Source organism: Viridibacillus sp. d25.2, from assembly GCF_055456015.2.
Map to the genome: position 1 here is coordinate 2,722,820 of NZ_CM196652.1, position 22,954 is coordinate 2,745,773.

A 22,954-nucleotide genomic window follows, 5' to 3' on the forward strand; every position below is an offset into this window, starting at 1 on the left:
CACCATCTATCCGCCTCATTTACTCGATATGACCTTCGACAGAAAGGACTTTGTTTTGTAATGCAAACTCATCCACCAATCATACCTAGCCTTATATGAGATTTGTGTTCCTCGGACCGGTGTTTTGCCTCCAGCTTCCTTCAGATTCCGCGTCGCCACGGACACCCTTGCTCTTGGCTAACCTCTACTTCTGTCTTCGGGGTTCGGGACTTACACCCTATAGTTCATACGCATGCCGGGCGCACATTAAAACAGCTTATGATGTATATACATCATAAGCTGTTAATCTAAGTCAATAACTTGGACACAAAAAATTATCAACAATTTACGTGAACAGAATCCCAGAAATATTCTTCAGTTTCAATAATTCCCGAGAGAATAGCTTGAATTTTCTTAATATATGTTTTTCCACAATCCCGTGATTCTAAATAAAAGTATTTACTAAGTTCACGATATAGTTTTGCTAACTTTATTTTAATCTCTAATAATTCAGTTATATCAACTTCAGAAGTAATGTTATTTACTTCTTTTAAAAAATCTACATATAAATTTCTAAAACCTCTTTCCCCAGTACCTATATCTTCAATAGAGTTATAAACATGACTACACAACAAATCGTAGTTATTCAAATCTTTCCATTGTGGTAATTCATTATGTAGTTTATTTATTGCATTTATTCCACTATGATTAGTCTGAGGTTTAAGCATTTTTAAAGCATTTTCTTTCATAGCTTTAAAAATAATCTCTTCAAGACTTCCCTTGATTTCTACATTTTCAACGACACCCCAAATATTCCTAATATATAATGGTGCCTTTTCAACGTCAATTGCTGCACAAAGATTATCATAACTACAATAAAAAATTTCCGAACCAATACTGTCAGATATTCTTAGGTTTTTGGCATTATCTTCATAGCCTATGATGGTTAGCGTATGTCCAGCAGCACTCGGTATTTGAACGTCAAAAAAATCTAATATTGAGGGGTCAGTTAACACTAAAATAGGGTTTCCCTTATTAATACTATTAACAATATCTTCGTATTTAAGGTGATTCCTGTTCCATTTAAATTGAACTCCTATATTTTTAAAGAAGTCATTTTCTAGCATAGGCGTTCTAGTAAAAACTAGACGGGAATATTCCTCATAGAATTGATTTAAATATAAAAAATACAATCCGCTAGAAATACCAAAAACCATAGCCTCAGATAAATTATAACCATTATATTTCATTATTTCTGAAATAGAAGTTGAGGCACAATGTGCGCCCTCTTGTACAGGGAAATTCTTTAATAAATGCATTTGCATTACCCCTTAATTAAAATTTATTATATGAGATTCGTATGTATTTAACAAAGAAGCATCGTGAGTTACGATTAGTATAGTTGTTTCATGGCATATTTCATTTAAGATATTTAAACATTCTTTAGTTTTAGCTAAATCCTTTTACTTTTGCTGCTACAGTCGTATGATTAGCTCTTCCACAACCGCTGTTTTTAAAGCCTGATTTGCGTAATTCAAGTGAAGATCTTCCCCAGCAGTTCGGATTTGGATGTCACTGAAATAAATAGGCTCCTTTCTATTTGGTATTCAACATTGTAAGACTTCTAAAAAACAACATATAAAATTTTGCCTTCATTTGTTCGAGGTCGTTTCGTCACGATTAAGTTGTAAGTAAAAAATACAAAAATAAATTTTCACGTCGCGACTGAGTTGTAAAAACGTTTCTCCAGGTAGTATAATAATACGGCTTTAATGAGCTTTTTCGTCACAACTAAGTTGTAAGAGTACAAACTTGTTCGTTTACAAATTAGGTTCGACATAAAAAACTGATTATAATTTCCAGACTGTTTCTTGTTTTTTGAAGTAATTGAAATACGATCAACTTCGAAATAAAGTTTTAAAAAAATGTCATCAAATCCCTGATAGTAGGCAAATAAAAAGAATTCATTTTGAAAAAAGATTGATTAATGGATTCATTCCTTTTAATTTTTTAAACATTTATAAAAAAGTTTGATCTTTCTACTAAATAAAAGGCCTCCATCTAACTCAAGATGGAGGCCTTTTGGACAGGTTACTCTAAGTTAGACAAATAAAATAAGGGCTAGTACACTTACTCTAACAATCAAAAAGGAGCGTGCTATCCGATGAGACAAAAACGCCGAACGTTTACTGCTGAATTTAAATTACAAATGGTGCAGCTTTATGAGAACGGAAAATCACGTGCAGATATTGTACGTGAATACGACTTAACGCCTTCGGCTCTAGATAGTTGGATTAAAAAGCATCAAAATACCGGTTCCTTTAAAGCAAAAGATAATCGTTCGCCTGAAGAAAACGAACTGATAGAAATGCGTAAAGAACTTCAACGTTTACGGATGGAGAATGATATTTTAAAGCAAGCCGCGCTGATCATGGGACGAAAATAGATGTGATTCGAAACAACACTCACAAATATTCGGTATCAGCAATGTGCGACGTCCTTGAAATTCCACGTAGTACATATTATTACTACGCAAGTTTACGTGAAGATGAACAAAAAGCAGCCGATGAAATCGAGTTAACGGAGTGTATTTTGACTATCTTCAAAGCAAGCCGTAGTAATTACGGTACACGTAAAATTAAGAAGGAACTTGAGAAGCAAGAGAAAATCGTTTCTCGACGTCGGATTGGTCGTATCATGAAGCAACTAGGTCTTACCTCAAACTATACAGTAGCGCAATTTAAACCTTATAAGGAAACATGTAATGAAGCACCTATTGGAAATGTGCTTGCCCGTGAATTTCAGCAAGAACAAGAACTTGCCGTCCTAGTTAGTGATTTAACGTACGTTCGTGTTCTTAATAAATGGCACTACGTCTGTCTATTTGTCGACTTATTTAATCGTGAACTGGTCGGATATAGTGCTGGTTCACATAAGAACGCCGTTCTTGTTTACCAAGCTTTAAGTCGGATTAAAGGAAACTTAACAAATGTACAAATGTTTCATAGTGATCGTGGGAAAGAATTTGATAATCACCTGATTTCAGAAGCTGTTGAAGCTTTTGGAATGACACGTTCGTTAAGTACAAAAGGATGTCCTTATGACAATGCCGTGGCTGAAAGAACATTTAGGAGCTTCAAAACGGAATTTATTTACCAACGCTCTTTTACTTCTCTTGAACAACTTGAACTTGAACTTCGAGACTATGTGAATTGGTTTAACAATATTCGAATTCATCAAACTTTGGACTATAAAACGCCCGTTGAATTTAAACAACAGACCTTATAATAGTTGTCTAGTTTAGTGTTGACAGTTCAGGCCAAAGCGGAAACCCACTACAGAGAAGATTTCACTGATCGTAGCATTTACGTTAGAGTCATAGGCCTCTGATCCACTTGGAGAGTTCGATCCTAATAACGCTGGAAGGAATTCATTGTTGGTAATAACTTGAATCTGTGCACCTACTATCTTACGAACACGTTGGTAGATTTCCTCATCAGTAAGGTTCGGATTAGTGCTTACCATTTCATTTGCAAGTCGATTATGTTCGCGGACGAAAAGTGTGTGCATTGCGCACAAACCAAAACTTGTATTGGCGCGTTCATCTCCTGCAAGGAAGAAATTCGGTCCTGGTACTCGATTAGGTAGGCCAAATGTGTTTAGAGGCAATAGATTCCCCTCACTAACTTTCATTGCCCCATTCTTGAATTCTCTTAAGGCACCAACTCGGGTAAAATCAATACCATATATAGCGGAAGCATCGAGATAAGAAGAAGTATTATTTATTTGTAGACGTGGCTTACCCGGCTCCCGGCCCGTTGAAACATCATAGAGCCAGCGTGCTAAGGGAATAGTAGTGCCAGGTTCAAAAACAGGATCTCCCTCGGGGACAAGGATACCAAACTGCTCCTCGGGTTCAGCTGCTCGAAAACTTTGTAGGGTATGGCTAAGAAACAAAGCCCAAACACCTGTTAGGTCACTTAGTCCTCGATGGTTCATAATAGAACCAATTTGTTTGCATAATGTATTGCTAATTAACCTAGCATTTGGGCGGTTTACCCCCGAGGGTGCTGATACTCTATCGTCATAAGCGAATGAAGTAAGTCGATAAAAGGGCTCACCTACGCTACCCCACTTGGGATGCTGAAGATTGTTTGCAGTGCCATCATAAGAACGATTATTAGGTGGTGAATGGTCAATATTCATAAATAAACCTCCCTATATGTTTTAAAAGCAGGTAATTGGGACAGTTTGTTTACCCCTAAGTGTCCCAAATTTAGTATTGAATATTTCGAACGATTAATACCTATTTATTTAAACAATGTTTTTGTGAAGAGGCTGGTAAGGTGTCTAGGTTTAGATTTAACCTTACTATAAATATAAAATTTATGTCTTTGAGTGATACTTTTTTTAGCTGGAATTATTGTCTTATCCAATTAAAGATAATCTAGATATATTGGTACTATTTCAGTTTATCGATTAGGAGTATTAAAGAGTGATTATTGATTTTGATCGTGATTACATGCCAAGACATCTGTTACAGCAAACAAAAGAAAATGCAAAAGTAGCTAAGCGTACACTTCAGATGTTGAAAGAGAAAATGAATTCCTTTAGCGAATATCTGAATGGAAATCTAGATAAAAAAACCTTAGAAATAATATAAGGTCAAATTTTAATTAAGTGGGGTCACTTTTGTGTCATAAAAAATTGAGATAAAATGACCCAGGTCTTATTCAACTAAAGAAGTAGTTTAGGATTTAAAATGAGTATACAAATATCAGTCGTCTCCTGGTTCATCACATTGAGCTATACACGCAGGACCAATACCAAATCGAACCTCTATACGACTCCAAGGTATGTTTGTATCATTACTACCAAACATAAGTTGTTTAAGGGCGTCTCTTTCCTCAGGATAGTATTTATTGTTTTTGTCTATATAATGAAAATGCAAACCACCATCAGGAATAGTAAGCCCTGTCTCCCTTACAATAACTGCCGATGGATTTTTTTTAAATTCTTCTAAGAGCCCGGGGTCATGTTTTAATTTATAGTCCAATTCGTAAAGCAAAGTGCAATCGTTGTTGTTTAAGAAGTCTGTCATACGATTCATAGAATCTTTGAGCTTAAGAAAATTTGACTCCAATTGCTTTTTAGTCTCTAAATCTAATTCTGCCATTTTTAATCTACCTCTTTCTCCAGTTTAATTACTGTTTATATTAATTATTATGTGCATATAGAAAAAAAGTATTCGCTTGATGCGTCTACATCACAAAACAAAGTCCTTACTGTCCAAGACGACGGAGAGTATATGAGCAGATAGATAGGAAGTAGCTTTAAACCATTGCAATATCGGTAGTAGACTTGTCGTAAAAATGATGCCAACGCAGTAGTTGTGGAACGATTTATATAATTTGATTTTTCTCGGGAATTATCAGTTATAGCAGCCATTAATTTCTCCTTCGTTATTATCCAAATAGCAACTTTATTATTATCTTCTTACCATTGTTGTGCCCAAGATTAATGCGTTCTAAACTAGAGAAAAGTGTTTCCTATTTGATGTTACTTACTATACCCTTTTAAGGTTGTATGTATTTTGTGCATTATGGGGATGTTCTTTTATATAAATATCCCAGTACAAAAATTTTTTACTAAGCAGCAAAATCAATTACAAGACAAAAATAATATTGCTAGCCAACAATCAAACGTGATCGTTGAATAGTCTTCCTTTTCTTTTCAACCTAACGGCTACCTCTGGATAGATAATTTGTATTTCGACCCATTTTTATGTAATAAATGGATAGCAACAACAGGTAAAGCCTCGTATATTTTTCCCGAAATTATGGGTTGTTTTATTACTGGTACTATCACTTCGCCTTGTTAATTTAGTAATATATATCTCTTTTCTCCCTCATTTATACTATAAATACTATCTATTCTTTTAGTATAGTTATCAAACGTTTTCGTATCATATGTGTGCCAATATCCTATATCTAAGTTATATAATACTGATTCAGATAAAGCTTCCTCTTTACTGTCAAATTCTTTAGCATTAGAGAAATTAGGAAATACAGTAGACACAAGCAATGTAGATAATAAGCTACAAATTATAAAACTAATTTTTTTCATTATAACTGCTCCATATCTATTATTTTGTAATTACCAATGTTATCATCATTCATAAACACATATACATTTTTTCAATATATTGCAATAAATAATGTAAGCAGTTGTAAAAAATAAGTGCGAGGTGAGCCTTTTGAATTTCTCAGATATACAATTTTTTATGCTTTTATTTGGTTTTATTATAATGATTTTAAGTTTACTTAAAGTTTATCAGATTAAAAAAGAATATTTAATCAAACATATGGAATTAGAAGTAGAATTAAAAAAAATAGAATTAGACAGACAAAAAATAAAAGTAGAAAATACGTGACTAATAAAGAATAAGTACAAAAAGGCCCAGTACTCAAAATGTACTGGGTCTTTTTGTGAATAAAGTTCAAAAGTCCGTTTATCTGTTTGTTACCTTCATTATTAGATTCAATCGCTCTTAAAGTTGCATTTTACTTGCTTTCACACACTTAAACACTCCAAAAAAGCGGTATTATAACGTTGCAACGTGTTCAGCCATGTTTTCCATTGAGCTTATTAATAAGAAGGAATAATATTCCCTTTTGTAGAATAGTGGTTATAAATATGTTTAGTGCTAACAATTAAAGGAGCTGAAATCATGATAGCAAATACTACTATTTTGAATTTAAATAAGGAAAGTTGGGAGAAATCTGCAGAACGTTTTTTTGGAAGAGCAGCTCTCCCTGACTACGGGCCATTCTCTCCAAGTGAAGAACAATTAAAATTATTTGGGGATATTTCAGATTTAAAAGTATTGGATATAGGGTGTGGTAGCGGGCACTCGTTACTCTTTATGGGGAGCCAAGGAGCGGAGGAACTATGGGGATTAGACCTTACAACAAAACAAATTGAAACAGCTACTAATTTGTTAAGTAATCAACAGGCCAAAGTATCATTATTCGAATCTCCAATGGAGGAAAACCCGGGATTACCAAGCAATTACTTCGATATTGCGTATTCTATATATGCATTAGGGTGGACAGTTGATTTACAAAGTACTTTGTCAAATATATATACATATTTGAAGCCAGGAGGGATATTCATCTTTAGTTGGGAGCATCCGATTCACGACCGCTTGACCTATGAACAGTCATCATTTACTTTTAATAAATCCTACAATATTGAAGGTCCTGAATATAACGAAGCTTGGCATAATAGTGTTGTTATACACCACCGGAAACTAAGTACATATATAAATACACTAATTGAAACTGGTTTTACAATTGAAAAGGTAATAGACGATGTTATATTACCTGACAATGAGATTTCAGATACTCCATCTAAATGGTATTCTACACAAAAAGCTCAATTAGTGCCTGCAACATTTATTATTAAAGCATCTAAAAAGTAATTATAATGAGAGAGCACTTATTTGTGGCATAAAATAAGTGTTCTCTTTTTCCATTATGATCCTCTATTGTTTTCTTGATTGAATATTTCAAGCTCATATAATTTCATTCTCTCTACGAATAATCGGAATAGCCGCAAGAACGTTATCGATAATAAAAGTACGTTTATCGCGTTTAACAAAGCAATAGGCTAAGAACTTTTCTGATGATACTTCAATAATTTTCACACGTCGTTTAGTTATCTCTCCACTCTTCGAAAAATACATCAAGTTAACCAATTGTTTACGCTGCATTGCTTTTATTAATTGCTCCTTTACAATAATCCACTCCTTTTGTTCTAAATAAATAAAAAAGCCAGGCGACCGAATTCACGGTTACCTAGTCTTAAATGTAGTATCAAAATGATTGAGTTATGAAAGATTAACATTAAAAGAAGTACAGATATGGACTCACCTAGTCTAAATTCTTTTGTTGTTTAACCATCCAGTTTAAATATAAAAAGCTTGAAATAAATCCTTAAAGTATAAAATTGGATAATCCAATACTACTCTCTATTCTCAGTAGTAACTATTTTTTTAGTCGTCACCTACCCTGAATGATGTGTACTTCATGATATATGATAGAACAGGTTCCATATATGGCTCTGTCATTGGTATAACAATAATATTAAGGGTATTTTAGTATGCCATTTAAACCAACAAAAACCATCTTTTTATTAGTAAAATAATTGTTTTAAAACCTCCTACCTTGCAATATTTATTTCAAATTTCTTTTATAGAGGATTATTATGTTTTTTTCAATATAAAATGCTATTAATTCTTCTTATTTTATTTTCCATTTCTCCTAAAAACATCCTTCTCTTGGAAACTAAAATAACCGTAAATTTAAATAGGTCTAAATTCACATTTTTAAAAAATATTTTATCTACGATTCTATGTATAAAACTAACTACCAAAATAGATTTAAAACCATATATGCCAACGTTTCATTTGCAATTCATCAAATTTAATACTGCGAAAAACTTATTGAAAATGATAGTTCCAAATACGGCTTTCATTTGATATGAAGTTTAGTAAACGATATAGTAATAAAGTAAACACTCTATTTTGCCCTTGAAAAATTCCCATATTTGCTGTTGTTTTTCCTCTTTTTTCATAATCCTCATCAGTAGTAAATTTCATTATTTGGTAAAAATAAGAGTTAAGCAAGCATAAATAAAATGACTTATTTCCATTTACTTTATTAAATAAATGGAAATTCAAGTAAGAAGGATTGTTTTAGTCAACTTCGCACATGATAAATCAATAACTTCTTTTTTATTTTACGAAATAATTACATTTCTGAATTGTTATTTCATGACTGCTTCTGTTTTCAAAAAGAATATAAGAACGAGGTGTTTAAATGGATCCTTTTGTAGAAGTAAGAAACGTATCAAAGATTTTTGGTAAGTCTCCCAAAGCAGCACTGGAGCTTTTAGAATTAGGTCGTTCTAAAAAAGAAATTTTGAAAGAGACTGGACAAACTTTAGGTGTAAATAAAGTGAACTTTAGTATTTATCCTGGAGAGATTTTCGTTATTATGGGCTTGTCTGGTAGTGGTAAATCTACATTAATTCGTATGTTTAATCGTCTGATTGCACCAACTATTGGCGAGATTTTAATTGATAATGAAGATATCGTAAAAATGAGTGCTTCCCGTCTTAGAGAAGTAAGACAACAGAAAATTAGTATGGTCTTTCAAAACTTTGCTCTCTTCCCCCACAAAACAATTTTAGAAAACACAGAATTTGGACTTGAGATCCAAAAGAAGCCTATTAAAGAACGACGTGAGAAAGCTATGCAAGCTTTAGAAATCGTTGGACTTAAAGGGTATGAACATCAATTGCCTTCACAACTGAGCGGTGGTATGCAACAAAGGGTAGGTCTTGCACGCGCACTTGCTAGTGACACAGATATCTTACTTATGGATGAGGCATTTAGTGCACTTGATCCATTAATTCGAAAAGATATGCAAGATGAACTACTGGAGATACAAGAGAATTTCAAAAAAACCATTATCTTCATTACACATGATTTAGATGAAGCATTACGTATTGGTGATAGAATCGCCTTAATGAAAGATGGAAGTATCATTCAACTTGGTACACCAGAACAAATTATGATGAGTCCAGCAAATGAATTTGTAGAAAAATTCGTTGAAGATGTTGATTTATCTAAAGTATTAACTGCTTCACACATTATGAAACGACCAGAGAAAATCGGTATCGATAGGGGTCCTCGTGTTGCATTAGAAATCATGCGTAAAGAAGGATATTCTAGTATATTCGTGGTGGATCGTAAGCAAAAATTACTGGGCGCGATCTCTGCCGAACAAGCTCGTCAAGCGATTGATCAAAACCTATCAATATCAGAAGTCATGACAACAGAAGTACCAACAGTGCCCGAAGATGCACTTTTAGTAAACTTAATGGATGTTATGGCAACATCCTCTCTTCCAATTTCAGTTGTTGACGATAAACACAGAATCAAAGGAATTGTTATTCGCGGAGCCGTCATTGGCGCTTTAGCTGGTAACAAAGATTCTTTGAATGCATTGGAGAGTGATTAAACCATGAATATGTCAAAAATTCCATTAGGTGAATGGGTAGATTCTTTAGTTGATTGGATCACAGTCACATTTGCTGCACTGTTTTCGTTTTTTACAAATGCAATCGATGGACTGTTAAATATTATTGTTGATGTACTAAGTGTAGGTCCCCCAATTGTTTTAATTATTGTGTTAGCCCTATTAGTTGGCTATACAAGTAAATGGCCATTAGGGATATTTACAGTAGTTAGTTTGCTATTAGTTGATAATCTAGGTTATTGGGATTCCACAATTCAAACTTTAGCGATTGTTTTAGTATCGGGATTCTTTATTATATTACTTGGTATTCCTATAGGTATATGGTGTGCGCAAAATAAAACAGTACAAAATATCGTTACACCTATTTTAGACTTTATGCAGACAATGCCTGCATTTGTTTATCTCATTCCGTCGATACTATTTTTCGGAATTGGTGTAGTACCTGGTATTGTTGCATCGTTCATTTTTGCGATTGCGCCAGCTATCCGCATGACAAATCTAGGTATTCAAGAAGTTCCGAGGGATTTGATTGAGGCATCAGATGCATTTGGTTCAACATCTAGTCAAAAATTATTTAAAGTCCAATTACCATTAGCAACACCAACCATTTTAGCTGGGATTAACCAAAGTATTATGCTTGCCCTTTCAATGGTTGTTACTGCTTCACTAGTTGGTGCACCTGGACTTGGTGCAGACGTTTACCGTGCAGTTAGTCAGATTAATGTTGGACAAGGTTTTGAAGCAGGTCTATCCATAGTCTTTATTGCCATTATTTTAGACCGCATTACTCAAAACATTCGCAAACCCGCATATGAAAAACTAGTAAGTCGTAAAATTGTTCTTAGTATAGTCGGTATCCTCATTGTTGTTGCCGCACTCTTTAACACATTTACAAAAGAGGAAGCTATAACAGGTACGGGTTCTGCGATTGGTGAATCTACAAATTATAAAATCATCGGAATCGAACCAGGTGCTGGATTAATGGCACAAGCAAAAACTGCTATGAAAGATTATAAATTAGATAATTGGACTCTAGTTGAAGGTTCATCTGCCGCAATGGTTGCTGAATTGAAAAAAGCATATTCAAAGAAAGAACCCATTATTATTACAGGTTGGTCTCCTCACTGGATGTTCGCTTCCTTTGATTTGAAATATCTCGATGATCCAAATGGGACTTTTGGTGGCTCAGAAGAAATTAATACAATCGTTCGAAAAGGACTAAAAGAAGATACTCCAGGTGCATATACAATACTTGATCAATTTGCTTGGGATACGAGCGACATGGAGAAAGTGATGGTAGATGTCTCAGGTGGAACGGATCCAAAAGATGCTGCTGAAAAATGGATTAAAGCAAATGCCGATAAAGTAGCTAAATGGACTAAAGGAGCACAAGCGGGTAATGGTAAAGAAATCAAGCTCGCTTATGTTGCATGGGACACTGAAATTGCTAGTACAAACGTGATTGCAAAAGTACTTGAGCAAAATGGATACAAAGTTAAGATGAGTCAAGTTGAGGTTGGCCCAATGTTTGCAGGTGTTGCAAACGGCAGTGTTGATGCAATGGTCGCTGCATGGCTTCCAAGTACTCACAAAGATTATTATGCATCTTACAAAAAAGATCTTGTTAATTTAGGACCAAACTTAAAAGGAACAAAAAATGGTATTGTTGTCCCTAAATATGTAGATATTGATTCGATTGAAGATTTAAAATAGAAGAAACTGAACCCAAAATAGTGGATACTATTTTGGGTTTTTGGTTATTAAAACCTAGTTAGATTATGCGGAATATAAAGTACAGATTTTTCTTTTAGGATTCGATTTCAATCTTTCTATGCACCGCTCCGACCAGTTCTTTTACCTTATATTGTTCTAGATTAAGGATTGTTTTTACAATTTGCACTCTTTGTTCAAAAGGTAGATCGTTTGTGAGTGTCATAAATTTTTCAACTAATGCTTCTGTAGAAACAGGATTCTCTGGATCTCCTACTGGATATCGCGTTTTTGCTTTATAAATCGAACCGTCTGTAAAATGAATCGATAAATTTGCACCCCATTCTTTTGGATACGCTAAATCTACTTTTTTATCAACTTGAACTTCAATTTTTTCCATTATTGCACGAATAGTTGGATCGTGTAATATTTGTTCAGTAAATGCATGATAACCTCCGCTACCTGTTGATAGTGCAAGTGCTGCACAAAACTGAATACTGAATTTGGCAGCATAAATCGTATCAGGTGATGGATTATTTGTAATATCTAGCGCTGTCTTATATGTTGAAATGACTATTTTCTCTATTGTTCTGATATTCACATCATGCACTTTATGATATTCAACTAGTAAATCCATTACAGGATGTGTATGGCGGCAAGATGCATGCACTTTAAATGAGTTTTCAATAATTTTAAAGCTATCTCCAATGCCTGCTGTCATTTTAGATATGTCATACTGTTCACTCATCGCTTCAAAAAAGCCACGGCTTCCTTCTAATACTTTCTTCGCACCGGTAAATCCTTTTTGTGCAAGTAAACAACTTAATACGCCTTGCATCGCTGCTTTTCCTGGATGAAGTTGCTTTGACATTGCTCCATCCTCTATAAATTCCCAAAGACCTGCTGCTTGTGTACCTGCACTACCTAATGCATTGACAATTTGATTTTCATTTAACTCTAATAGTTTTGCAACAGCCGCTGTTGCTCCAAAAGTGCCACATGTAGCTGTATTATGGAAGTAATAATAATGCAAAGGTGACACTGTCTCCCCAATTCGATATGCCACTTCATACCCTGCAACAATCGCTGTAATAAGTGCTTTCCCGGAAAGCCTTTTCCATTCAGCAACTGCGATTGCAGCTGGCATTACAACCGTTGCTGCGTGTACTATTGAAGCCTTATGAATATCATCAAGCTCACTAAAATGACTTGCCGCACCATTTAATAATGCTACGTTCACTACTGAATTTTTAACATTAGTAACTGTTGTTGCTTGAGATGCACCACCCATTTCACGAATGAGTTCATCGATCATTTGAATCGGTACCCCGTCTCGCCCTTTAAGAGCAGATGCGTAATAATCTAAAATACAGCGTTTTGTATATGAAACGACTTCCTTTGGTAGTTGCTCATATGTTAAACCTATGACGTAGTCTGCAATTTGATAGCTTAATCCCACACATTCGCCCCCTAATCTATTTGAATAATAATACGTGATGAATCACTGTTTCAAAACCTTCGTTAATATCTTCAAGAGAAATAATTTTCGACATGAGCGCCTCCTAAGAAATGCGCCCTAGCTTCAAGGAATTCTTCTAAAAATGCCCCTGGCTCATCTAATATAAATACAGCATTTCTCCCTCACTTTCCTGTGAAAAATGGCGCTCTTTTTTCATTAAATGCATGTACACCTTCAAGCCGATCATCCGAATTAACTGCTAAATTATAAATCTCTATTTCTCGTTTTCTTGCTTCACTATTTTGTAACGCTCCTAATGTATTTGCATTCACCTTACAACCTTGCACACCTAAAGGCGCATTTTTTGCAATTTTATTTGCAAGCCTTAGAGCTGTTTGGAACAATTCGTCTGAAGTGACAACTGCATTAAGTAAGCCAGCATCATGCGCTTCTTCTACTCCAAATATTTCACCTGTAAATAACCATTGTTTCGCTTTATGTAATGGCACCCGTTTCGGTAAAAGGCGAGAACCACCACACCCAGGCATAATGCCACGTGTTACTTCTGGTAAACCAAATTTTGCATTTTTTGCAGCAACGATTAAATCACAATTGAGCGCTAATTCAAAACCACCAGCCAAAGCATAGCCATTTACTACGGCAATTGTTGGTTGTGGTAAATCCTCAAGAGCATAAAACAACTGCTCAAATAATTCATGCTGTGTCTTCCATTCCTCCCTAGAGAGTCCGTTACGTTCCTTTAAATCTGCCCCTGTACAAAAAGCTTCTTTATTTGAGGAAGTTAAAAGTACGGCTCTAATTGACAAATCAGTTGACACAACTTTTAAAAGTGACAACATATACTCTGCCATCTTTGTATTAAATGCATTGAGCATTTTTGGTCGATTTAAAGTTATGTTTAAAACCTGTCCATTGTCCCCTACTATTTCCGTTAATATGACATTCATGATTACACTCCTTCATTTACTAAAATTGAAGCGCGAGTTACTTCATGATTTGCAGACGTACCCAGTACTTTCGCAATATCAGTTAATGTGTCCTCACAAGCTAGCATGTCATCGAATGGATATACTTACTTTTTATCACTTAAAAACGTCAGTGCCCTTTGCAAATTCCAGGTGTACTTACCTCCTGCTTTTAATAAATGGATTCATTCATTATTTTTCGAATATATCCTCTCCAAAATGTAGTCTAGAACTACATAATTAACTTCCTCAAAGATAGGCTGCTCAGGCTCAGCCATTGCCGCGACTTCCCCTTTCACCTCTTCTTTGATTTACATCTTATTAATTCTATTTCTTTGAGATTCAAAAAATGAGCATTATCTAAAGTTTAATTATTTTTCACTATCATTTAAATTTATTGATATTGCATGATGAATGTCCTTTCAAACTATCTCCTTTGCCTTTTAGCTACTAAACCCTTAATTTTTGACTAAAAAATTAAGAATAAGTGCAAATTTATACACTTTTAGAACATTATTTGCTGTCTTGTTAAGCGTTCCATGATATACTAGAAGCATTGTGAAAAAAGGAGGAACTTACATGATTCAAGTAAGTAATGTAGGTCTTCGCTATGGCGACCGTAAATTATTTGACGACGTAAATATTAAATTCACACCAGGTAACTGTTACGGCCTAATCGGAGCAAACGGTGCTGGTAAATCGACATTTTTAAAAATTTTATCAGGTGATATCGAGGCACAAGATGGCCACGTATCTATGGGCAAAGACGAACGCCTTTCTGTATTAAAGCAAAATCACTTCGAATACGATGAATTTAACGTTTTAGATACAGTTGTAATGGGGAACAAACGTCTTTGGGAAGTTAAAGCTGAAAAAGACGCAATCTACGCAAAAGAAGAGTTTTCTGATGAAGACGGCATGCGTGCTGCTGAATTAGAAGGTGAATTTGCTGACCTAAATGGTTGGGAAGCTGAATCTGAAGCGGCAACATTATTAAACGGTTTAGGAATTGGCGACGATCTTCACTATATGCTTATGGCTGACCTAGAAGGTTCTGACAAAGTTAAAGTGTTATTAGCACAAGCCCTATTTGGTAAGCCTGACGTTCTATTACTAGATGAGCCTACCAACCACCTTGACTTAAAAGCAATCCAATGGTTAGAAGAGTTTTTGATCAACTTTGAAAATACGGTTATTGTTGTATCCCATGACCGTCACTTCTTAAACAAAGTATGTACACATATCGCTGACCTTGATTTCTCTAAAATCCAATTATATGTTGGTAACTATGACTTCTGGTATGAGTCTAGTCAATTAGCACAAAAAATGATGTCAGATCAAAACAAGAAGAAAGAAGAGAAGATTAAAGAGCTACAAGCATTCGTTGCACGTTTCTCTGCGAACGCTTCTAAATCTAGCCAAGCAACTTCTCGTAAAAAGATGTTGGATAAAATCGAGCTTGACGATATTAAACCATCTAGCCGTAAGTATCCATTCATCAACTTCCAAACAGGTCGTGAAATCGGTAATGACGTGTTAACTGTTGATAGTCTAACAGCAAGTCACGAAGGCGAAACTCTATTTAAAGATATTCGCTTCTCAATGAACAAAGAAGACAAAATCATTTTACTAGGTAGCCCGCAAGCAAAAACTGCTCTTCTTGATATCTTAATGGAAGAAAAAGAAGCAGATGCTGGAACTTATAAATGGGGTGTCACTACATCTCAAAGCTACTTTGAAAACGATCACGATAAATACTTCGGTGGCACAGAGAGATCATTAGTAGAATGGTTACGTCAATATTCTCCAGAAGACGAAACAGAAAGCTTCTTACGTGGATTCTTAGGTCGTATGTTATTCTCTGGTGAAGAAGTGAAGAAATCTCCTTCTGTATTATCAGGTGGCGAAAAAGTTCGTTGTATGCTATCTAAAATGATGCTTGCCTCTGCAAATGTTATTTTACTTGATGAGCCTACTAACCACCTTGACCTTGAGTCAATCCAAGCACTAAATGAAGGCTTAATTCGCTTCAAAGGTGCTATGATTTTCACATCTCATGACCATCAGTTCATTCAAACAATTGCTAACCGCGTAATTGAAGTCCGTGAAGACGGTTCAATTTTAGATAAGCAATTAACTTATGATGAATATTTAGAGTGGAAAGAAAAAGAAGGATTAAAATAATCCCTTTAACAGTCCAATCCCCGTACTCCCCAATTAAATTGGAGCGTACGGGGATTTTTTATGTCTATTTTCTTTCTATCAGCACTAACCCCTCTCAATAAATAGGGGTAATTAAAAAGTCACATCTTATTAATGTGACTTCAGACTGTACAGGATTTCAGGTTTTCCGAAGCTTACCGGACGCTTTCCGCGGGCGAGCGCCGAGCCGCTTCGTCGCTATGCTCCTGCAGGGTCTCGTCTGTCTCGTTTTTCCCGCAGGAGTCGATCGGACGCTTTTCCAAATCAAAAAATTCTAAAATAAGAATTATCTGAAGTGAGAGAAAAAGATGATGAGAAACTTAAAACAAGAACGTGAACAACTAAAGAAATTATTATGCAATTTCCTTACTTAATTTTTATACTCCCTACTGAACAAGAAATTATCAATTCCCTATCCCCTTTTGAAGGTTGAATTAACTTTTGACCAGCACCATGCTTAGTTATTACATCTGTCGATACTTTATCATTCTCAGAAGAAATCTTGCCATTTTTTGTTGCGATATTTAAGCTTAGATCAGCCATTTCTATGTCATTTGGCAGTGTTATTTTCGCATGACCATTAGACAATTTAATCGTATTTTTCCCCTTAATATCAGTAAATTCCAAACTGTTTAGATTACCTGTTCTGTTCTTAATGTTTACTTCCGCATCAACAGATCCTATATTTATTGAGCCATTTTTCGCTTCTATATCTAATTTGTTGCCTTTAAAAGAATTTATATTGATTTTCCCTACACTTGAATTAAGTTTTAACCGATTTACTTCACTTAAATTTTTTACATCAATGTTCCCATTTTGTGTATTTATTTGTACCTCTTCTAGCAATCTAGGTGGAATATTCAATAGTAATTCACCTCTTTTTGTAGAACCAGGTATAACAGTCATCCACCTTTTTTGAAGTGCACGTACTTTTATTATTGCTTGATCTTTGTCATAAACTATATTCATATCAGAAGTTCCCACAAATGATTTCTGTCCTGCATATTGCACATTCAAATCGGAATCACTAGTAACAATAACAACGTTCGAAACATCAGCGTCAACAAAGATCTTTTTCACATTTTCCAAATCACTCTTATACACAACTTCTTTTTTACTCAAATTTAAAGAAACCAACGAACCAGTTATTATCAAAATCAAAACCCCAATCATCCATTTTATTCTTTTCATATTCTTCTCCTTGTTTAGAATTAGTATTAACTCTTTAATTTCAACCAATAAATATTTTAGTAACTAAAATATATATTAATTATAATATTAAACAACGATACTAATGTCAATTTTTTTATTTAAGAGCATGATTTAACTATATTGATAAATAGTAGGAGCAAACGTATGTTTATATTGTAGGGAGAAGGTGAGATTTATACCAGTAGAAAAACCTTTGATTTCCGCTACGGTGGACGCTTTCCGCGGGCGGACGCCAAGTCGCTTCGTCGCTATGCTCCTGCAGGGTCTTGGACTGTCTCGCTTTTCCCGCTGGAGTCGCCACCTCCGCTCCATTCAACTACGTATGTAATAAAACCAAAACATGTACTCGAAGAGATTCGAATTTATCTACGGTCTTTTTTCTTTTAAAATATATAGAGATAAGACCGTTGATTTCCGCTACGGTTGGCGCTTTCCGCGGGCGGGCGCCTAGTCGCTTCGTCGCTACGCTCCTGCAGGGTCTTGGACTGTCCCGCTTTTCCCTCGGGAGTCGCCACCTCCGCTCCAATCAACTACACATGTGATATAAACAATCTTTTAAAATGATGCGAAATGAAAAATTTGTAAAGAAATCTAATTGAAATGATTGCTTTGGGTCCACTAATATCTCAAGAACATCTTATAGGGAAAATTATGAATTTAAAGAAACTTGCCAGTTGTACTTGGCAAAGTTAGTAATAGAATACTAATTAACTCTCAAAGAGTATTTAGTATTTTATCTATAAAGGAGGATCTTAAATAACCAAAATATACAAAAATAACAAAAGACATTCAGGATGTGAGTATTCTGAATGCCTTTTGTCGACATACCGAACAAATTAGAATTAATCTGTTTTTTAGGTATGATTAATATTCAATTTTTGCAAATAGCTTATTTATCTCTACTAATGTACTTGATATTTGCTCAATCTTTTCTTTTGAGAATTTAGAGAAGATGGCTTCCACTCTTTGTTCACCTTTTTTAGTAAGAGATACCCTTACAACTCTTCTATCATCTTTTACTCTTATTCTTTCTACATAATCTAAATTTTCAAGTTTATCGCACATATTCGTTGCTGCCCCAGGTGTTAGCATAAAAGCTTCTGAGATTTCAGTGATTTTCATATGTCTGAATAATTTTAGTCTTAGTAGTAATAAGATTAAATTTTCAGAGAGGCTCTCATCATGAGTAAGTACCTTCATAAACTCATTTGATTTAGTTTGGATATTAAACATTTCTTCCATTAGATTCCGTATAGCATCTTCTAAAGATTTTTCCATCTTAATCATCCCTTAGACAAGTTTAGTCATTAAAATATAGATTAACTAAAAAATCCAATAACTATATAGGTATTATACAGTCCCTAGGAATAATATGCTAATCATTATAAAATATTCTTCTCTATTTACTTTCTCTGTGCTTTTATTTTATTAACGGAACTCACCTGTCAACTTTCTTAAAGTATAATTCGATTTAAAATCTTTTAAATTAATAAAACGAATATTTCGAAGTTGTTTTTTATTTAATATATTATATACCTTTTCAGTAATTATTATATTACCAAACCAATTGTCAAAATAAAAAATATCACTACCGTCCCACTGATCTTCATTTACACTAAGACCATCACCAATATCACCTAGAAACCTATTACAACTTTCACAATAAGGTATTACATTTCCTTTTAGATCATGTAAAAACCCACCATTCCCAATTGGTTCAAATCTACATAATTTATGTTTTTTATTCTCCACTTCAAAATCAGAATATTTGCATTCGATATCTATTTGATATAAATCAAAATCAGTGATATTATTCTCACTTAATATTTCATATACTTTATTACTGAGAATATTATATGGTGGTACATCATAAAAATCAGTGATATTTTTGATTGGAAAATATACTTTTAATTTTTCGTTTAAGTAAGCGCGTCTACCGTTACATTTACTACATATTCTTATTTTAGAACTACCGTTTGCATTGATTCGTTTTTGTTTAAAGTCATTATCAGCTCTCATAATATAGAACTCCATAATATCCCTCCTACTATTTCTTTGGTTTTGCTTGTCTATCAGATAATCAAGCAGCTTCTACCATTTCACTAAGTTGTAATTCTATTTCTTCAGGACTTGCAGTAAAATTCTCTTTAATAAAATCGCTCCAAACAGAATTCCAATTTTCCACTTATTATGTATTACGATATTATATTAACATAATTTCATAGTGTTGAAACTTAAACTAAATGTACATACATTCATTTTAATTCTTTTTATAACTGATTCTCGATATCTAAAAGATTCATGAGTTTTTTTTACTTGTAGGCGCCCTTTTATCTACGATGGAAGTTTCAGATAAAATCTATGTATTATCCCCTTCCTTATTGAATTAGGGTAATATAAAAAGCCACATCTATTTGATGTGGCTTAATTCATTAATCGTCTATTCCGACAATTTCAGAGATATGTGCAATTGAAATGGTTGTAAATTCATCTAAATCAAGGTACTCATAATTTTCTACCGACTCACTTAAATAATTTTCATAAAACTCATCGGGAGATTCATCAACTACATATGTATTCCCGTTCCCCATAATGACCAGTGATTTCTTCATATCTCTTCCTCCTTACAACATATTATTAATACTATATGCTAGCAATAGAGAGGTTCATGCCACATTTGGCAAGGATAATTATTTAAAGCTTTATCCCGTCAAATTACACTATCAACTTATAAAAGATCTGGATTTTGTAATTTAGTACTCTAAAACACCATAAATGTACTTGTTCAGTTACTTTGAAATCCATTTAATTTATCTTTCTTGGTTATCATAATATGTTTTATCAGCTTGATTTTGATCTGTCCCTTTTAAGTAGCCTAATATTATTTTTGGATTTTTCAATAGAGCCCAATCTCCATTAGCATCAAATCTTCTACATGATGTGATCATTGCATTTTTTATAGTTCCAAACTTTTTATTATTTTTCTTTCCCCATTTTTTTAACCGCATTGCAAAATCTGCATCTTCTGACATGAACATTTTTTCATTAAATCCGTTGATTGCTTCGAAATCTTTTTTATAGCACCAAAAAATCCCAACAGAAATAGCTCCATACTTAAAAAGCAATGGAAATATTATCAATATTGCCGAAACGATTATTCCTAAAGAAACTCTTTCAAACTTGCCGTTAACGCCACCGCCAATGTATTTTCCTGATGATAAATATTTGTCTACATTAGACAAAAAATCCTCTGTCATCTGGGTATCAGCATCAATTGTTATGATTATTTCACCTTTTGCTATTGCAGCACCCGCATTACGGATTTTAGATAAGTTTTTATCCCCATTTTTTAATGTAATGCAATTATAAGACTTTGCTACTTCCTCTGTTTTGTCTACATCGATTTAATACAACAATTATTTCAATTTGATCTGCATAAGCTTTTGAGGCTTTTTTAATTGAATCTAAGCATTTTCCAATGTATTTCTCTTCGTTATGTGCAGGGATTATTACAGAGAACTTTATATTCTCTTTAAGTTCTCCTTTCAATGTTTGATTTGAACTCATCATACTTCATCTCCTTTAATGTTTGTTACCTCTTATTATCTATAATAGCGTAAATACTTTTAGTTATGCATATGTTTTTTACAAATTAAAGTTTATTTCCCATGTATTGGTTTTAGTTTTTTGGACTATGATTCTAGATTTATAGGAGTAAATGGCATAAGTAATTCTTATGAGTATTTATAATTTTAATCACATTTTCTTATCAAACAACTTGAGTTAAAATGTGGTTATAACAGTACAGGGGGGATTTACAATGTCATTTGTATTCAAATCAATTGCTCATATTCAACTAGCTGCGCCTAAAAATTCAGAAACTGAAGCAAAAAGATTTTTTGGCGATATTCTAGGATTTCGAGAAATAGAAAAACCAGAACTGTTAAAGAAAAGGGGCGGTGTTTGGTTTGAATTTGCTCACTACCAAATCCATATAGGAATTGAAGAACCGTTTGCTCCTGCTAAAAAGGCACATCCCGCTTTTGAAGTAGAAAATATTGAAGCTCTAAAAACACATTTATCAAAAAACGAAGTTAGTTTTATTATTGATAAAGATCTACCGGGTGCAAATAGAATTTATGTTAATGACCCATTTGGTAATCGAATAGAGATATTAGAATGGCTTTGATGGCCATTAATTTTCCATTGCACAAAAGGGTTAATTTTATTAAATAGTGAATTATAAAAAACTAGATAAAAAAGAGTAAGTTTTTTAAACAAATTGTTCAAGACTTACTCTTTTTCATAATAAAATCTATTTTGAACTTTTGCAGAAGCCAAATACATTATATAAACTACTAGCTCTTAGTTATTGGATACAACCAATTTAATTTTTGTGGATCGAAATGCAACGAAAAACCAGCTAATATTAACAATTATTGCAGCTAAACAAATAGCTACAACGACTAAAATTTCAGGTATTATATTTTGAACAAAACCTAGGAAAATCACAGCCCCAATTGTAGCTGTAAATATTAGTATGCCTAAGCCACAAAGGAATGCCATTACGAACTTCATCGCATTTATCCCTGCTACGAATAAACTTACAGGCAATAGATAGCAAAACAATATCATTACCATGCCTAACCACATCCCTACTGAACCAAATTTATTGGCATTGGGACCTAAGTCAGAGAGAGGTGTAAGTGAGGTTCCCACTAGTAAAGCACAAAAAAGGATTGCAGAAATAAGCGTCATTACAATAACGCTTTTTTTATTGACCATCAGTATTTCTAACCCCCCTATTTTATAAAATATCTTTAATTTATAGGTAAATACATAACATCTTCGTCATCATAAACTTCTCCTGTTTGTAGAAAACCAAATTTTTCATATAAATTACGCGCATTACTATTTTCTTTATGAACTGTTAAACGAATTTCTTCACAAATATCAAATCGATTTTCTATCCACGTAACTATTTCAGCTAATGCTGCTTTACCATAACCTCGTCGTTGATATTTATCATCAACAATAAACCCGTTTATCCAATACATATTCGTAGTATTCTCTTCAAAAGCATGCATAATGAATCCTACCATTTGCTCATTGTCATAAATGGCGAATGGTATATATTCGACTGAATCACCATCCGGTTTTATATATACTTTAGCTAGAGATACTGCAACTGATGGAACAAAACTCGTCTGCCCATTTTCAACACTTAACTTCAGTGCTTCTTCCCAATTTTCTCTCGTTACGGGTTTTAATTGTACTTTTATATAAATCACCTCTATGTC

At 33.9% G+C, this 22,954-nt stretch carries 21 protein-coding genes and 1 pseudogene; 8 read left to right on the forward strand and 14 right to left on the reverse strand.

The features are described from left to right. Positions 1–317: 317 nt before the first annotated feature. Positions 318–1,298, reverse strand: a complete 981-nt coding sequence (locus ACZLO7_RS13520) for a BtrH N-terminal domain-containing protein (RefSeq protein ID WP_464941444.1) — start codon at positions 1,296–1,298, stop codon at positions 318–320. Positions 1,299–2,143: 845 nt separating this feature from the next. Here ACZLO7_RS13520 and ACZLO7_RS13525 point away from each other — a divergent pair. Further along, a protein-coding gene (locus tag ACZLO7_RS13525) for an IS3 family transposase (RefSeq protein WP_464941456.1) occupies positions 2,144–3,267 on the forward strand; the annotation gives its coding sequence in 2 pieces (ribosomal slippage) (positions 2,144–2,423 and positions 2,423–3,267; 1,125 coding nt in all). A gap of 12 nt (positions 3,268–3,279) precedes the next feature. Here ACZLO7_RS13525 and ACZLO7_RS13530 read toward each other — a convergent pair. Beyond that, positions 3,280–4,185 (reverse strand): peroxidase family protein, encoded by a 906-nt coding sequence (locus ACZLO7_RS13530; RefSeq protein ID WP_464940449.1) that lies wholly within the window; start codon positions 4,183–4,185, stop codon positions 3,280–3,282. A 289-nt stretch (positions 4,186–4,474) separates the two neighbouring features. Between ACZLO7_RS13530 and ACZLO7_RS13535 the strand changes: the two genes are divergently transcribed. Further along, complete coding sequence (locus ACZLO7_RS13535; RefSeq protein ID WP_464940450.1) at positions 4,475–4,642, forward strand: hypothetical protein; 168 nt, start codon at positions 4,475–4,477, stop codon at positions 4,640–4,642. 114 nt (positions 4,643–4,756) lie between these two features. Here ACZLO7_RS13535 and ACZLO7_RS13540 read toward each other — a convergent pair whose 3' ends face one another. Next, a complete protein-coding gene (locus tag ACZLO7_RS13540; RefSeq protein WP_464940452.1) occupies positions 4,757–5,155 on the reverse strand; it encodes a hypothetical protein in 399 nt (132 codons plus the stop codon). 701 nt (positions 5,156–5,856) lie between these two features. Next, positions 5,857–6,105 (reverse strand): hypothetical protein, encoded by a 249-nt coding sequence (locus ACZLO7_RS13545; RefSeq protein WP_464940453.1) that lies wholly within the window; start codon positions 6,103–6,105, stop codon positions 5,857–5,859. Between the two features lie 130 nt (positions 6,106–6,235). Between ACZLO7_RS13545 and ACZLO7_RS13550 the strand changes: the two genes are divergently transcribed. Continuing rightward, on the forward strand, positions 6,236–6,412 hold the full coding sequence (locus tag ACZLO7_RS13550) for a hypothetical protein (protein WP_464940454.1): 177 nt from the start codon (positions 6,236–6,238) through the stop codon (positions 6,410–6,412). Between the two features lie 300 nt (positions 6,413–6,712). Further along, a complete protein-coding gene (locus ACZLO7_RS13555) occupies positions 6,713–7,462 on the forward strand; it encodes a class I SAM-dependent methyltransferase (protein ID WP_464940498.1) in 750 nt (249 codons plus the stop codon). A 93-nt stretch (positions 7,463–7,555) separates the two neighbouring features. On the opposite strand, the gene ACZLO7_RS13560 is transcribed toward ACZLO7_RS13555, so the two are convergent. Continuing rightward, complete coding sequence (locus ACZLO7_RS13560; RefSeq protein WP_464940455.1) at positions 7,556–7,753, reverse strand: transcriptional regulator; 198 nt, start codon at positions 7,751–7,753, stop codon at positions 7,556–7,558. A 1,108-nt stretch (positions 7,754–8,861) separates the two neighbouring features. On the opposite strand from ACZLO7_RS13560, the gene ACZLO7_RS13565 reads away from it, so the two are divergent. Then, positions 8,862–10,067 (forward strand): quaternary amine ABC transporter ATP-binding protein, encoded by a 1,206-nt coding sequence (locus ACZLO7_RS13565; protein WP_464940456.1) that lies wholly within the window; start codon positions 8,862–8,864, stop codon positions 10,065–10,067. Between the two features lie 3 nt (positions 10,068–10,070). Continuing rightward, positions 10,071–11,798, forward strand: coding sequence for a glycine betaine ABC transporter substrate-binding protein (locus ACZLO7_RS13570; protein WP_464940457.1), 1,728 nt, complete (start codon positions 10,071–10,073; stop codon positions 11,796–11,798). A gap of 94 nt (positions 11,799–11,892) precedes the next feature. On the opposite strand, the gene ACZLO7_RS13575 is transcribed toward ACZLO7_RS13570, so the two are convergent. Together ACZLO7_RS13575 and ACZLO7_RS13580 are read right to left on the reverse strand one after the other, a co-directional pair. After that, the gene (locus tag ACZLO7_RS13575) at positions 11,893–13,254 is read right to left on the reverse strand and encodes an MmgE/PrpD family protein (RefSeq protein WP_464940458.1); all 1,362 of its coding nucleotides are present in this window, start codon (positions 13,252–13,254) and stop codon (positions 11,893–11,895) included. A gap of 182 nt (positions 13,255–13,436) precedes the next feature. Next, complete coding sequence (locus ACZLO7_RS13580) at positions 13,437–14,222, reverse strand: enoyl-CoA hydratase/isomerase family protein (RefSeq protein ID WP_464940459.1); 786 nt, start codon at positions 14,220–14,222, stop codon at positions 13,437–13,439. Between the two features lie 597 nt (positions 14,223–14,819). Here ACZLO7_RS13580 and ACZLO7_RS13585 point away from each other — a divergent pair. Then, positions 14,820–16,424 (forward strand): ABC-F family ATP-binding cassette domain-containing protein, encoded by a 1,605-nt coding sequence (locus ACZLO7_RS13585; protein WP_511261340.1) that lies wholly within the window; start codon positions 14,820–14,822, stop codon positions 16,422–16,424. Positions 16,425–16,808: 384 nt separating this feature from the next. Here the strand turns inward: ACZLO7_RS13585 and ACZLO7_RS13590 are convergent, their stop codons facing one another. From ACZLO7_RS13590 to ACZLO7_RS13610, 5 genes and pseudogenes are all read right to left on the reverse strand, one after another. Then, a complete protein-coding gene (locus ACZLO7_RS13590) occupies positions 16,809–17,633 on the reverse strand; it encodes a DUF4097 family beta strand repeat-containing protein (protein WP_464940461.1) in 825 nt (274 codons plus the stop codon). Positions 17,634–18,518: 885 nt separating this feature from the next. After that, positions 18,519–18,932 carry a MarR family winged helix-turn-helix transcriptional regulator gene (locus ACZLO7_RS13595; RefSeq protein WP_464940462.1) on the reverse strand — a complete coding sequence of 138 codons (414 nt, stop codon included), beginning with the start codon at positions 18,930–18,932 and terminating at the stop codon, positions 18,519–18,521. Positions 18,933–19,082: 150 nt separating this feature from the next. After that, positions 19,083–19,673 carry a hypothetical protein gene (locus ACZLO7_RS13600; RefSeq protein ID WP_464940463.1) on the reverse strand — a complete coding sequence of 197 codons (591 nt, stop codon included), beginning with the start codon at positions 19,671–19,673 and terminating at the stop codon, positions 19,083–19,085. Positions 19,674–20,086: 413 nt separating this feature from the next. Further along, positions 20,087–20,266, reverse strand: coding sequence for a hypothetical protein (locus ACZLO7_RS13605; RefSeq protein ID WP_427751366.1), 180 nt, complete (start codon positions 20,264–20,266; stop codon positions 20,087–20,089). A gap of 198 nt (positions 20,267–20,464) precedes the next feature. Beyond that, a pseudogene (locus tag ACZLO7_RS13610) lies at positions 20,465–21,224 on the reverse strand (glycosyltransferase). Between the two features lie 250 nt (positions 21,225–21,474). Between ACZLO7_RS13610 and ACZLO7_RS13615 the strand changes: the two are divergent. After that, the gene (locus ACZLO7_RS13615) at positions 21,475–21,843 is read left to right on the forward strand and encodes a VOC family protein (protein WP_464940464.1); all 369 of its coding nucleotides are present in this window, start codon (positions 21,475–21,477) and stop codon (positions 21,841–21,843) included. Between the two features lie 176 nt (positions 21,844–22,019). Here the strand turns inward: ACZLO7_RS13615 and ACZLO7_RS13620 are convergent, their stop codons facing one another. Both ACZLO7_RS13620 and ACZLO7_RS13625 read right to left on the reverse strand, forming a co-directional pair. After that, entirely contained in the window at positions 22,020–22,439 is a 420-nt protein-coding gene (locus ACZLO7_RS13620) for a DUF5391 family protein (RefSeq protein ID WP_464940465.1), read from the reverse strand. Positions 22,440–22,474: 35 nt separating this feature from the next. Then, the gene (locus tag ACZLO7_RS13625) at positions 22,475–22,936 is read right to left on the reverse strand and encodes a GNAT family N-acetyltransferase (RefSeq protein ID WP_464940499.1); all 462 of its coding nucleotides are present in this window, start codon (positions 22,934–22,936) and stop codon (positions 22,475–22,477) included. Between the last annotated feature and the right edge of the window lie 18 nt (positions 22,937–22,954).

Coding starts and splice junctions, on each gene's coding strand:
- ACZLO7_RS13520 (WP_464941444.1), bottom strand. CDS start 1,298: ATGCATTTATTAAAGAATTTCCCTGTACAAGAGGGCGCACATTGTGCC.
- ACZLO7_RS13600 (WP_464940463.1), bottom strand. CDS start 19,673: ATGAGAGCTGATAATGACTTTAAACAAAAACGAATCAATGCAAACGGT.
- ACZLO7_RS13605 (WP_427751366.1), bottom strand. CDS start 20,266: ATGAAGAAATCACTGGTCATTATGGGGAACGGGAATACATATGTAGTT.
- ACZLO7_RS13545 (WP_464940453.1), bottom strand. CDS start 6,105: ATGAAAAAAATTAGTTTTATAATTTGTAGCTTATTATCTACATTGCTT.
- ACZLO7_RS13595 (WP_464940462.1), bottom strand. CDS start 18,932: ATGGAAAAATCTTTAGAAGATGCTATACGGAATCTAATGGAAGAAATG.
- ACZLO7_RS13560 (WP_464940455.1), bottom strand. CDS start 7,753: ATGCAGCGTAAACAATTGGTTAACTTGATGTATTTTTCGAAGAGTGGA.
- ACZLO7_RS13585 (WP_511261340.1), top strand. CDS start 14,820: ATGATTCAAGTAAGTAATGTAGGTCTTCGCTATGGCGACCGTAAATTA.
- ACZLO7_RS13570 (WP_464940457.1), top strand. CDS start 10,071: ATGAATATGTCAAAAATTCCATTAGGTGAATGGGTAGATTCTTTAGTT.
- ACZLO7_RS13615 (WP_464940464.1), top strand. CDS start 21,475: ATGTCATTTGTATTCAAATCAATTGCTCATATTCAACTAGCTGCGCCT.
- ACZLO7_RS13565 (WP_464940456.1), top strand. CDS start 8,862: ATGGATCCTTTTGTAGAAGTAAGAAACGTATCAAAGATTTTTGGTAAG.
- ACZLO7_RS13530 (WP_464940449.1), bottom strand. CDS start 4,185: ATGAATATTGACCATTCACCACCTAATAATCGTTCTTATGATGGCACT.
- ACZLO7_RS13540 (WP_464940452.1), bottom strand. CDS start 5,155: ATGGCAGAATTAGATTTAGAGACTAAAAAGCAATTGGAGTCAAATTTT.
- ACZLO7_RS13620 (WP_464940465.1), bottom strand. CDS start 22,439: ATGGTCAATAAAAAAAGCGTTATTGTAATGACGCTTATTTCTGCAATC.
- ACZLO7_RS13580 (WP_464940459.1), bottom strand. CDS start 14,222: ATGAATGTCATATTAACGGAAATAGTAGGGGACAATGGACAGGTTTTA.
- ACZLO7_RS13590 (WP_464940461.1), bottom strand. CDS start 17,633: ATGAAAAGAATAAAATGGATGATTGGGGTTTTGATTTTGATAATAACT.